The following is an 11,393-nucleotide window of genomic DNA, read 5'->3' as shown; positions in this document are numbered from 1 at the left end:
CGGGGTTCCGTGTCGCTTGTCATGAGGTGACGTCCACGACCGCGGGGGGGATGGCGCCGGATCCGGGTCCGTCCGGTGACCGGCGCAGGCCGCGGGTGAGCTGCCGGGTGAAGTCGGCCCGGGGGTTGCGCAGCACCTCGTCCACTGCGCCGTGCTCGATGATCCGGCCGTGCTGCATGACCGCGACGCGGTCGCACAGGTAGCCGATGACCCCCAGGTCGTGGGAGATCACCAGGAACGCCGTGCCGCTCCTGCGGTTCAGTTCGACGATGAGGTCGAGAATCCTGCGCTGGACGGTCACGTCGAGCGCGGAGACCGGCTCGTCGGCGATGATGAGGCGCGGCTGCCTGACGAGCGCCCGTGCGATGCCGACGCGCTGCCGCTCGCCGCCGGAGAGCTGGTGCGGGCGCCGGTCGGTGTAGTCGGGGTCGAGGCCGACTTCCACGAGGACGTGACGGGCCCGTTCCCGTTCCTCGTCCGTGCTCGGCGGCCGGCCGCCGAGCAGTGGTTCGAGGACGCACTGGCCCACCGTGTACCGGGGGTTGAGCGCCGAGTAGCTGTCCTGGAAGACGAACTGCACCTTGTCGCGCCACCGGGCGCGCGTCTCCCTGCTGCCGCCGTGGACCGGCGCGCCGTCGTACCGGACGCCGCCGCGGTCGGGTTCGACCAGGCCGACGGCGATCCGGGCGGTGGTCGTCTTGCCCGAGCCCGATTCCCCCACCAGGCCGACGATCTCGCCAGGGCGTACCGCGAGCGACACCGCGTCCACCGCCCAGGCCTGTGCGCGGTCGCCGCGCCGCCGGGGCCGGTCGAAGGACTTGCTGACCTCGGTGAGTTCCAGGACCGGTGTGTCCTTGCCCGCCAGGTCACGGTGTCCCGCGGTGTCCCGGTCGCGCCGGCTGGCGAGCGCCCTGGGCGTCGAGGCGAGCAGTTCCCGGGTGTACGGGGCCGCCGGCGCGGTGGCGACGGCTGCAGTCGTACCGCTCTCCACGATCTCGCCCCCACGCATCACGGCCACGTCGTCGCATCTGTCGCGTACGACGTCCAAATCGTGTGAGACGAGCACCACGGTGAGCGCGTTGGAAGTCCGCAACTCGTCGAGCAAGTCGAGCACTTGGGTCTGTGTCGTCGCGTCCAGCGCGGTGGTCGGCTCGTCGGCGATGAGGATGGACGGGTTCCGGGCGAGTGACATCGCGATCGCCACCCGCTGCGCGATGCCGCCCGACAGTTCGTGGGGGTACTGGCGCAGCCGTGCCGGGGCGGCCGGGACCCGTACCGATTCCAGCAGTTCCAGGACGCGCCGGGCGTCGTCGGCCCGGCCGCGCGGGCGCCCGGACGGCAGCGCCTCGCGCAGTTGCGCGAAGACGGTCATCCGCGGGTTGAGCGAGGTCATCGGGTTCTGGAAGACCACGCCCACCGACCGCTGGTGCAACTCCCGCCACCGGTCCGCGGTGGCGTTGGCGTACTCCTCGCCGAGGACCCGGATCGAGCCGCCGCTCACCGTCGCGGCGGAGGGCAGCAGGCCGGCGAGGGCTCGCGTCGTCAGCGTCTTGCCCGAGCCGGACTCGCCGACGATCCCGAAGGACGCGCCTGACCGGACGGTGAAGGAGATGTCGTGGACGACGGTGCGGGACCCGCCGGTGAGGTCGCCGCGGACGTCGAGGCGCAGTCCGCGGACGACGATGGCCTCGCCGGTGGCGCGGTGGCCGCGGGCACGGCTGTCCGCGGCCGTGCTGTCCGCGGCCGTGCCGTCCGTAATCGTGTCATTGCTCAACGCGAGTCACCGCCGAAGACTTTGGAGGGAGAGGGACTTGGCGAGCCCGTCGCCGTAGAGCTGGACGGCGAGCAGCAGCAGGAAGAGTCCGATCCCGGGGAACACCGAGATCCACCAGGCCGAGACGATGAGGGTGCGGCCGTCGCTGATCATGAAGCCCCAGTCGGGTGTCGGCGGCTGTACGCCGAGTCCGAGGAAGCTCAGGCTCGCCTCGGTGAGCACGGCCGTCACGAAGTTGGACGTGGCGGTGACGGCCAGGCTCGGCAGGACCGCGGGCAGGATGTGCCGCCGGAGGATGGTGAGTTGGCCCAGCCCCGCGGTCCGGGCCGCTTCGACGTACGCGCGGTTGCGGGTGGCGATCGTCAGGGTGCGGACCACCCGGTAGTGCAGCGGCCACGACTCCAGGGCGATGACCACGATCACGTTGTGCAGCCCGCCGCCGAGGAAGGTGAGGATGAAGATCGCCAGGACCACGCCGGGCACCGACAGCTGCATGTCGGCCACCCGGCTCAGCACGGCGTCGACCGGGCCGCCGCGGTAGCCCGCTGCCAGGCCGAGCAGGACGCCGACGGTCAGCGCCACCGCGACGGCCGCGATCCCGATGAGCGCCGGGGGACGCCCGCCGTACAGGACCCGGCTGAGGACGTCGCGGCCGAGGCTGTCCGTGCCCAGCCAGTGGCCGCTGTCCGGCGGGAGCGAGATGGCGTCCAGGTGCTGCTTGTACGGGGACTGCGGTGCCAGGAGGGGCACGACGACGGCGAGCAGCAGCACGATCACGAAGGGGCCGGCGGTCAGGAGCGCCTTGGTCGGCAGCCGGTGTGTGCCGGGGACGCGCGCCGGTTCCCGTTCGGCGAGTGCGGCGTCGGCGTCGGCGAGGGCGGTATCGGTCATCGGTCACCGCCTCCGGTGGCCGAAGGGGTCGACCAGCACGGCGGCCAGGTCGGCGAGCAGGGTGGCGACGACGAACCCGACGGCGATGAACAGGACGGCGGTCAGGGCGACGGCGTAGTCGCGGCCGTTGATCGAGCTGACCAACAGCTGTCCCATTCCCGGCCAGTTGAAGATGACCTCCACGGTCACCGCGCCGGCGACCACGCCGCCGAGCTGGAGCCCGATCAGCGCGACCGCCGGACCGAGGGCGTTCAGCGCGATGTGACGGAGCCTCACCTGAAGCGGGGGGATGCCCTTGGCGACGGCGGTGACCACGTGGTCGTCGTCGCGGACCTCGAGGATCTGCGCCCGGTAGATCCGGGTGATGCCGGGCACGATGCTGGCCGTCAGGACGAGGGTCGGCAGCACCGCCGCGCTGAACGAGCCGTAGCCCGCGGTCGGGAACCAGCCGAGCCGGACGGCGAGCAGCAGGACCGCGAGCAGGCCGAGGTAGAAGGCGGGCACCGACTGCCCGACCAGCGCCAGGACGATCGGGACGCGGCGCAGCGGCCGCCACCGCGCCTCGGCGGAGAGATAGCCGATCACCAGGCCGACGAGGTTTCCGAGCACGAAGGCCGAGCCCGCGAGCAGCAGAGTGGGGCCGATCGCGTCCCGTACGACACCGAGCGACGAGGTGCCGTAGGTGACGGAGTCGGGGAAGCGGCCGGTGAACGCCTTGCCGAAGAACAGCACGAACTGCTTCGCGATCGGCTGGTCGAAGCCGTAGGCGTGGGCGATCCGGTCGATCTCGTCCTGTGTGGCGTCCGGCGGCGAGACCACGCGGGCCGGATTGCCGGTCAGATGGAGGAGGAGGAAGACGACTGCCACGACGGCGACGACGGTGACCGCGCCTTGGGCGAGTCGCTGTGCGACGTAGAGCGGCGGGACAGGGGCGCGACGTGTACGCAGCCGGATGCTGCCACCGTCGGGAGGGGCGAGGGGTGAAGGCACGGTTGGTTCCTCGGAAGGCAGCCCGCCGTTGGCGGCGGGCGTCGATACGGAAGCGGGCGGGGTACGCCTGCTGACCCGATGCGGCAGGTGTCGGCTCCACGCCGTGAGGGGGGAGCGCGCGGCGGCCCCGGTCCCGCCGCGGAGCGGGCAGCGGGGCTCGGCGCGCGTCTGGCGGCCTGTCCTCGGCGCGCGTCCGGCGGCCTGTCCGAGGTCGGCGGAAGTCTCGTCCGTCGACGTCGTCGAGGCAGGAATGACCGGGGAGAAGAAAGAGGGCAGCGTCCGCGGTGCTGCCCGCGGGCGAAGCGGGCACGGGGAGGCAGACCGATCAGCGGTTCGGCTCGCGGTGGCTCAGAGCACGAAGGCGATCACGATCAGACGCGACGACAGCAGTAGTCGGCGGAGCGCATGAGGTCGATCGTCAGGCGGACGGTGAGCATCGGGCTGATCGCCCGCCGCGCTGTCGCGTCGACGCTCATCGCTACCTCCCTCACGTTGACCATGCGTATACGTTAAAGCCTTCCACGTATGCACTGCAAGACTTTCCGGCAACTCACCGCGTACCTCGTACGTGCGGCGGGAGGAGGCGCCGCTTTGCGACTACAGGAGCGGGTGGGGCTACTCGTGGCATGATGAACGCCATGGGCACCAGAGTTCTCGGGGCGGACGCTGATGCCGCTGAACCACTCGCCGACGCGGCCGGAAAGAACCCCTACTCCGAGATCCGACACGCGATCTTGAACGGGGAGTTCGCGCCCGACGACGTCCTCCTGGAGACCAGGCTCACCTCGCGGCTCGCCGTCTCGCGGACCCCGATCCGGGAGGCGCTCAGCCGGCTGGCGCAGGAGGGCCTTCTGGAACGGCTGCCCCGGGGCTTCCGAGTCCGCCGCAGCAGCCCCGAGGAACTGCTCGACGTCTACGAGGCCAGGATCACCCTGGAGAGCGAGATCGCCGCCCTGGCCGCGGAGCGGCACACGCCCATGGACGCCGCGCTCCTCAAGGCTCTCGAACAGCGCATCTCCCAGATGGCCGATGTCGACGAACTCCACGAGGCGAGCGGTACGTGGCACGTCACGATCCGCGCCGCCGGTCACAACGGCACGATCAGCGAACTGCTCACGGTCCTTGACACCCGCATCCAGTTGTACTCGGTGCACCAGCAGACCAACGAGCGCGAGATCGTCTCGATCACGCTCAAGGAGCACGCCGCGATCGTCCGCGCCGTCCTCGGCCGCGACCGCACGACGGCCCGCGACCTCATGCGGGACCACCTCACCCGGATCCGTGACGTCCGGGTCGCCGTGCTGCTGCAACGTCAGGACACCTCGGCCCGCCCGTGAAGTGGTCCGTGATCTCCTCGGCGGTCAGCACGAACGCGAACCCCTCCCACCGCACGCCGACTTCGAGCGTCCGCCAGGACCCGTCGCCGGCGGCAGGCGCGGAGTGGGCGCAGGGCGCGTCGTGGGCCTCCTCCGCGGCGGCGTCGGTCTGCCGACCACTGCGGAGGCGGGCACCTCGACCCCCTGCGACGGCTGACGGCCCGCCCCGGAGGTGCCCGTGTCGCGCACTCGACGGCGGCGTGTCGCCGTCGACGGCGTCGCCCGTCCCACGAGCTCGTCAGGGGATGAGGACGATCTTGCCTCCGGCGTGTCCGGCGGCGAGGGTCCGGTAGGCGGAGCGGGCGTCCTCCAGGGCGAAGAGGTGGGCGACGGGGACCGGGAGATCGCCCCTGGCGGCGAGTCGGGTGAGGTCGAGGCGGGCGGCGGTGCGGACGCGTTCGGTCTCCGGACCCGGGCCGATCGCCTGCCCGCCGCGGTCGGCTGCCGTGCGCGCGTCGACCATGGTGACGACCCGCGCCGGGTCCGGGACGAGCGCGAAGGAGACGTCCAGCGCTTCCGCCGTACCCACCGTGTCCACGGCCGCGGTCACCCCGCCGGGGGCGGCCGCCCGCACCCGTTCGGCCAGTCCTTCGCCGTAGGAGACCGGTTCGACGCCCTCGGCGCGCAGCCGCCCGTGGCGGCCGGGCGCGGCGGTGCCGACCACGGCGGCTCCGCGCAGCAGGGCGAGCCGCGCGGTCATGTTGCCGACCGAGCCGGCGGCGCCGTGGACGAGCACGGTGTCCCCGGCGCCCACGGCGACGGCGTCGAGCGCGTGGGCCGCGGTGGTCGCGCTGCCGAGCAGAGCGGCGGCCTCGGCGAAGCCGAGGGCCGGGGGCTTGTGGAGCAGCACCCCGGCGGGCAAGGTGAGTTCGCCCGCCTGGGCACCCGGCAGCCAGTGGCCGAAGACCTCCTCGCCCACCCGCACCGGCAGTCCGTCGAAGCCGGCGGCCCGGGATCCCGCGGCGGTGACCACGCCGGCGGCCTCGTTGCCGAGCCGGAGCGGCAGCAGCGCGGTGTCCCGTCCGAACACCCCGCGGGCGCGTTTGAGGTCGAACGGACTGATCGCGGTCGCGCGCACCGCGACCACGACCTCGTCGGGGCCCGCCGGCCGGGAGGGCACGTCCTGTACGGAGACGGTGTCGGCTCCGCTCCAGGCGGTCGCCACGACTGCTCGCACCATGGCGGTCAGAATCCGATCGGTTCGCGGACGAGGACGACGGTGCTGCGTCCGGGGAAGATCTCGCGGCCGGTGACGAGGATCTTGGCGAGCACACTGCGCTGCCCGTACGCGGACCGCGCACGGACGTCCTCCCTGGGATAGGAGTACGTCTCCACCCGGCGCAGCGCGGTGGCGAGGTCCGCGACCACCTTCTGGGCGCCGACGACGAACACTGCTTGGGCGGCGCCGAAGACGTAGGGCGCCAGCTGGCTTCCGGAGGCGGAGGCGGTCACCAGGCGACCGTCCTCGGTGACGGCGTGCACACTGCCGACGACCAGGTCCGGGGTCGAGCGCGTGACGCGGACCTCGTCGAAGCGGGCGGCCTGGTCCCATCCGGCCTGCTCGGCACGCAGGCTCCGGTAGCGGCCCGACGTGTCGATGTCCGCGGCGATGCCCGACTCCCGCAGCGTCTCGCTCGTCGCGGTGAGGACCGTGCGGTCCTCGGGAACCAGGCCGGCGACGAGGGCGCGGGCGTGGGCGGCGGTGTCGGCGATGTGGACGGTGAAGCCGTTGGCGCGCAGCGCGTCGGCCGCCGCGGTGAGGCTCTCGGACGAGGCCGGGCGGGCGAAGGCCTCGTCGATGGGCAGGGAGTCCGGCACGGTGGTCTGGTCGGTCACGGGGGAGCACCTTTCGCTGGGGGTCGGCGCGGCGGAGGAGACGGGACAGGCGGCGGACCGACGGCGGTCAGGCCGCGGCCCGGGTGAAGCGCGCGGTCACGGTCACACGGGTCCGGCCCACCAGCATGCCGAGGTTGTTCCAGGTGAGTCCGAAGTCCCCACGGTCCACGGTGGTGCGGGCGGTGAGGGTGACGGTGTCCCCGGCGTGCTCCGCGGTCGCGGTGAACTCCAGGGGGTGTTCCACGCCGGCGACCGACAGGGTGCCGGTGGCGCGGACCTCTCCGCCGGCACCCGGCACGAGCCGGTGGGCGGTGAAGACGATGTCCGGGTGGACGGCGGTGTCGAAGAAGTCGGCGCCGCGCAGGTGATCGTCCCGTTTGGCGTTCCGGGTGTCGATGGAGGCGGCGGCGATCGTCAGGGTGCCCGCGGCCGTGCCGTCGGCCGCCACGTCGCCGGAGCCGCTCAGCCGGGTGAAGACGCCCTTGACCGGCATCAGGCCCCACAGTGCCTTGCTGGTGATGGAGACGTGCGAGTGGGCGGGGTCGAGGGTCCAGTGCCCGACGGCGGCGGGGCCGGTGGCCTCGACGGTGTGGTCCGACATGGCGGATGTGTCCTTCCCGAGGTGGTGTTTGAGGTGGTGGGGCGGCCGGGCCCCTCAGGCGGTCCCGCCGGGAGGTGCGCGGATCTGCGGCGGGGGCGTGGCGGGGACGAACTGGGACGGGGCCCGGCACCACCTAAACGGACTTTACCCCGGTTATGGCTCTCACGGTAGTGTGCTCTCCGTGGACGGGATGGCGCCAGAGCAGACACCGCGCCCCGAGCGCGCGGACGCGGCCCGCAACCGGCGGATACTGCTGGCCACGGCACGCGAGATGCTGGCCGCCCTCGGAGCGGACCGGCTGACGATGGACGCGCTGGCCGAGCGCTCCGGCCTGGGCAAGGGCACCGTCTTCCGCCGCTTCAGCACCCGGGCGGGGATCTTCCGCGCGCTGCTCGACGAGGACGAGCGCGTCTTCCAGGAGCGGGTGCTGTCCGGTCCGCCGCCGCTGGGCCCCGGAGCCGGTCCGGTGGAACGGCTGGTGGCCTACGGCCGTGCCAGGGCCGCGTACCTGATGGAGCACCGCGAGATCGCCCGGGCCGCGTTGGACGGGCGCCAGCAGGTGCCGGCCGGCGCGCAGACACCGCTGAACCAGATCCACCTGCGGATGCTGCTGGGCCGGATGGACATCGGTCCCGCGAACCTCGACGTCCTCGCCGTCCAGCTCAGCGCCGCACTCGACGGGCCGTTCCTGCTCTACCTGTCGGCCGCGGACCTGGGCCACGCCGCCTCGGAGATCGAGCGGCGCATGGCGGACAGCTGGGAGGACCTGGTACTCCGCGTCTGCCGCCCCCGGCCGCCGACCCGTGGCGGGGGACCGTCGGAGCGGTGAGGAACCGGGGCCGGCGGTGTCAGCGGCTCCATGGATCCGGGCAGCGCCCCACCGGGCCGGAGCTCGCCCGCGCACCCGTCCGTACGGTCCGCGCCCGGAGACCCTCCGGCGGGTGGTCAGGCGGGCCGGTGGCCGGAGGCGGAAGAGGCCGCGAGGCGGTCGTGGCCGACGCCGCCGGGACCAGCGGTACACCGTGAGTGAGCGGGTACGACTGGCCGGAGTCGGCCGGGCTGACCGTGCGGTTCGAGGCGACCCATCCGGAGGCGCCCGACGCGCTTCGGCGCGCAGCGGCGGCTCACGACCGGGCGCTCGCCCCGGATCCGGGCGACCACGCCGCCCCACCGACCGGTTCCCGGACGCCGGCGAACGCCTCCTGGCCGTCGCCCTCGACGTGACCGACCAGTCCCAGGCGGCTTCCGCGGTCGAGACCGCCCTCCAGGGGGTTCGGGCGTATCGACGTCGTCGTGAACAACGCCGGCCGTGGTCTGCTCGGCGCCGTCGAGGAGGCCACGGACGCGGCGGCCCGCGCCGTCTACGACACCGACGTGTTCGGCACGCTGAACGTACTTCGCGCCGTGCTGCCGACGCTGCGTGCGCAGCGGTCGGGCCGGATCGTGAACATCTCGTCGATCGGCGGCTTCGTCGGCTCCCCTCGCTGGGGCGTCTACAACTCCACCAAGTTCGCGACCGAGGGATTCTCCGAGGCCCGCGCCCGGGAGGTCGCGCCGCTCGGGATCGCGGTGACCCTCGTCGAGCCCGGTTACTTCCGCACCGACTTCCTCGACGCCCCGAGCCTGCACACCGAGGCGACCACGATCGAGGACTACGCCGGCACCGCGGGCGCGATGCGGAGGACGGCGACGGACGTCAACCACGCCCAGCCCGGCGGCCCGATGAAGGCCGCGGGCGCGATCGTACGGATCGCATCCTCCGGACAGCCGCCGCCGCCCGTCCAGTTGGGCAGGGACTCCTTCGACGCGAGCGCGCACAAGATCGAGCACGTCGCCGCCGAGCAGCGGACCTGGGAGGACCTGTCGGTGTCGACCGACCACGACGACGCCGCAGCGGCCTGACCTAACGGCTGTCGCGGCGTCCGGTGGGGGTCACGGGCATCCCCGCCCCGCCCACCGGACCGCGGAGCCTGCGCGATGCCGCGCCCCGGGCGACGCGGGTGCTGTCTACCGGGGGCGGACTCCCCGCCGCGACCGCCGACGCGATCTCCGCCCGCCCGGCGCGGGCAAGGCGGCCGTCCCCGGACACCGGCCCTCGTTTTCCGGCTTCGGTCTGATCAAGGCCGTCGACCGGTCGTACCTGTCCCGGGAAGGTGGGAGATCCCGTCCGCGGCCGGAGATCCGCGGGAACAGGGTGCTCCGGCGGGTACGTGGGGTTTCGGCTGGGGTGGTGGCTCGAACGGGCCGCGGTCCGTTGGGGGAGGCGGTGGTACGGGAGTCTGCTCCGAGCGGCGGTGCCGGGGCGGGGGTGGGCTGCGGTGTCCTCGGGCTTACGGGCGTTCGCCCGGCTGATCACGGCGGTCGCGATCGTCACGGCCTCCCGTTGGGGGCCGGCCCGATGCCGGCGCGCCAGCCGGGAGGCGGCCGGCCGGGCTCCGGTGAGGTCGTCGCGGAACCGCGCCCATCCCCGCTCTCCGACAGCGCCACGCTCACGGCACGCGCCCGGCCGCGCGCGCCGGCACTGCGGACCGCAGCCACCCGGACACCGGTCCGGCCGCTGCGCTGACGGCAAGGGGTCCGCCAGAGGCCCTGCCAGGCTGCGCGAACTCCGGGCCGCCTCGGGAGGGAGGAGGGCCGGGTTTTCCGGGGAGGAGTGTCTCTCGGGTTCGGCGCCGGTTACCTCTACCGCGGGCACTGAAAAATCTGTGCTCGTTGGAGTAGACATTCAGTGGTGGCGTGACTATGGTTTCTCTCGTAGCAGAGATCAGCAGGGCCTGGCAGAGATGAACTGCCAGGCGGTAGTACGCGAAGTCGCAGTGCGCAGGACGGTGCGGCGGTGGAGTTCCGAAGCCAGAGTGGTTGCAGGACGGCGACGGGACTGACGGCCGGACCGGGTGGCCCGCAGTCATCAGGGGCCGCCGTGAGCAGGACCGCAGTGGCTGGCAGTGACGTTCAGCGAGCAGCACCTCGGTAAAGGCGTCGGCTGCGGGCGCGCGTACCGGGAAGTCCGGCAGTGGGGTTCCAAGCCAGAGCAGACGCAGGACGGGCGACGGGGCTGGCTGCCGGAGAGTGGCGCTGTTGCAGGCCACCAGCAGTTCGCACCACCGGTAGTACAAGCAGTGCGCAGTTCACGTTTGGTCAGCAGATGGCCCAGAGGGAAGAACGGAGGAGCCCCGCGCCATCGGGATCGCCCGGGTGGATGCCTTGAGCCCGGGTACCGCAGGACATCGTTAGTGAGGTGGTCTTCGGTCAAGCAATCGCGATCCCCGCACCTGCTGCCACCCCCCCCGGTGGCGGTGCGGACACAGTAGGCCGGCGCATGACGAAGGCCGGCAGATGGTGTAGCAGTTCCTTCGGGGCCCTGGTTGCCGGGTACGGCACCAGGGCCCCTCCACGCGTGTTCCGCAGAGAGGCGAGATGACAGCAGACGACGTGCACGGCCGGCTCGACGACGACGACTACCCCGCCTACACCATGGGCCGGGCCGCCGAACTACTCGGCACCACCCAGGGCTTCCTGCGCGCCATCGGCGAGGCCCGCCTCATCACCCCGCTCCGCTCGCAGGGCGGCCACCGCCGTTACTCCCGCTACCAGCTGCGCATCGCCGCCCGCGCCCGCGAACTCGTCGACCGCGGCATGTCCGTCGAGGCCGCCTGCCGCATCGTGATCCTCGAAGACCAGCTCGAAGAGGCCCGGCGCATCAACGAGGGGCTGCGCTCTTCCGGGCCGGGCGATCGGGCCACCGCCTGACCGGGTCCTCCGGCCGGGCCGCTTGCCGCGATACGGGCTGACTCCCGTCATAGGTGCGCGTGAGCGCCGAAGACTCCAAGTCGTCAGCTGACCGGCATCCGATTCCGCGGAAGGCCGGGGCGCATACGCAGCAGGACAGCGCCACACACAGTCCGAGAAAGCAGGCGGACCGCGG

At 72.7% G+C, this 11,393-nt stretch carries 11 protein-coding genes; 4 read left to right on the top strand and 7 right to left on the bottom strand.

Going from position 1 to position 11,393, the window contains the following annotated elements:
* Positions 1–19: 19 nt before the first annotated feature.
* From RLT57_RS00940 to RLT57_RS00925, 4 genes are all read right to left on the bottom strand, one after another.
* Complete coding sequence (locus tag RLT57_RS00940) at positions 20–1,774, bottom strand: ABC transporter ATP-binding protein (protein ID WP_311295429.1); 1,755 nt, start codon at positions 1,772–1,774, stop codon at positions 20–22.
* A 6-nt stretch (positions 1,775–1,780) separates the two neighbouring features.
* Positions 1,781–2,665: an ABC transporter permease gene (locus tag RLT57_RS00935; RefSeq protein ID WP_311295428.1), complete on the bottom strand. Its 885-nt coding sequence runs from the start codon at positions 2,663–2,665 to the stop codon at positions 1,781–1,783.
* 3 nt (positions 2,666–2,668) lie between these two features.
* Complete coding sequence (locus RLT57_RS00930) at positions 2,669–3,655, bottom strand: ABC transporter permease (protein ID WP_311295427.1); 987 nt, start codon at positions 3,653–3,655, stop codon at positions 2,669–2,671.
* A gap of 371 nt (positions 3,656–4,026) precedes the next feature.
* Entirely contained in the window at positions 4,027–4,155 is a 129-nt protein-coding gene (locus RLT57_RS00925) for a hypothetical protein (RefSeq protein WP_311295426.1), read from the bottom strand.
* Positions 4,156–4,293: 138 nt separating this feature from the next.
* On the opposite strand from RLT57_RS00925, the gene RLT57_RS00920 reads away from it, so the two are divergent.
* Positions 4,294–4,992, top strand: a complete 699-nt coding sequence (locus RLT57_RS00920; RefSeq protein ID WP_311295425.1) for a GntR family transcriptional regulator — start codon at positions 4,294–4,296, stop codon at positions 4,990–4,992.
* Between the two features lie 277 nt (positions 4,993–5,269).
* Here the strand turns inward: RLT57_RS00920 and RLT57_RS00915 are convergent, their stop codons facing one another.
* The 3 genes from RLT57_RS00915 to RLT57_RS00905 form a co-directional block, all read right to left on the bottom strand.
* On the bottom strand, positions 5,270–6,211 hold the full coding sequence (locus RLT57_RS00915; RefSeq protein WP_311295424.1) for an NADP-dependent oxidoreductase: 942 nt from the start codon (positions 6,209–6,211) through the stop codon (positions 5,270–5,272).
* A 5-nt stretch (positions 6,212–6,216) separates the two neighbouring features.
* A complete protein-coding gene (locus RLT57_RS00910) occupies positions 6,217–6,867 on the bottom strand; it encodes an LUD domain-containing protein (protein WP_311295423.1) in 651 nt (216 codons plus the stop codon).
* A 67-nt stretch (positions 6,868–6,934) separates the two neighbouring features.
* Positions 6,935–7,468, bottom strand: a complete 534-nt coding sequence (locus RLT57_RS00905) for a YceI family protein (RefSeq protein ID WP_311295422.1) — start codon at positions 7,466–7,468, stop codon at positions 6,935–6,937.
* 190 nt (positions 7,469–7,658) lie between these two features.
* Between RLT57_RS00905 and RLT57_RS00900 the strand changes: the two genes are divergently transcribed.
* From RLT57_RS00900 to RLT57_RS00890, 3 genes are all read left to right on the top strand, one after another.
* Positions 7,659–8,297 carry a TetR/AcrR family transcriptional regulator gene (locus tag RLT57_RS00900; RefSeq protein WP_311295421.1) on the top strand — a complete coding sequence of 213 codons (639 nt, stop codon included), beginning with the start codon at positions 7,659–7,661 and terminating at the stop codon, positions 8,295–8,297.
* Positions 8,298–8,761: 464 nt separating this feature from the next.
* The gene (locus RLT57_RS00895; protein ID WP_311295420.1) at positions 8,762–9,370 is read left to right on the top strand and encodes an SDR family NAD(P)-dependent oxidoreductase; all 609 of its coding nucleotides are present in this window, start codon (positions 8,762–8,764) and stop codon (positions 9,368–9,370) included.
* Positions 9,371–10,885: 1,515 nt separating this feature from the next.
* A complete protein-coding gene (locus tag RLT57_RS00890; RefSeq protein ID WP_311295419.1) occupies positions 10,886–11,218 on the top strand; it encodes a MerR family transcriptional regulator in 333 nt (110 codons plus the stop codon).
* The last annotated feature ends 175 nt before the right edge of the window (positions 11,219–11,393 follow it).

It is taken from the genome of Streptomyces sp. ITFR-21 (genome assembly GCF_031844685.1).
GTDB lineage: Bacteria > Actinomycetota > Actinomycetes > Streptomycetales > Streptomycetaceae > Actinacidiphila.
This window is presented reverse-complemented; position numbering and strand designations above follow the sequence as displayed.

What these genes read in the sequence shown, in the direction of transcription:
- RLT57_RS00935 (WP_311295428.1), bottom strand. Translation starts at nt 2,665, where the DNA reads ATGACCGATACCGCCCTCGCCGACGCCGACGCCGCACTCGCCGAACGG.
- RLT57_RS00925 (WP_311295426.1), bottom strand. Translation starts at nt 4,155, where the DNA reads ATGGTCAACGTGAGGGAGGTAGCGATGAGCGTCGACGCGACAGCGCGG.
- RLT57_RS00920 (WP_311295425.1), top strand. Translation starts at nt 4,294, where the DNA reads ATGGGCACCAGAGTTCTCGGGGCGGACGCTGATGCCGCTGAACCACTC.
- RLT57_RS00915 (WP_311295424.1), bottom strand. Translation starts at nt 6,211, where the DNA reads ATGGTGCGAGCAGTCGTGGCGACCGCCTGGAGCGGAGCCGACACCGTC.
- RLT57_RS00905 (WP_311295422.1), bottom strand. Translation starts at nt 7,468, where the DNA reads ATGTCGGACCACACCGTCGAGGCCACCGGCCCCGCCGCCGTCGGGCAC.
- RLT57_RS00900 (WP_311295421.1), top strand. Translation starts at nt 7,659, where the DNA reads ATGGCGCCAGAGCAGACACCGCGCCCCGAGCGCGCGGACGCGGCCCGC.
- RLT57_RS00890 (WP_311295419.1), top strand. Translation starts at nt 10,886, where the DNA reads ATGACAGCAGACGACGTGCACGGCCGGCTCGACGACGACGACTACCCC.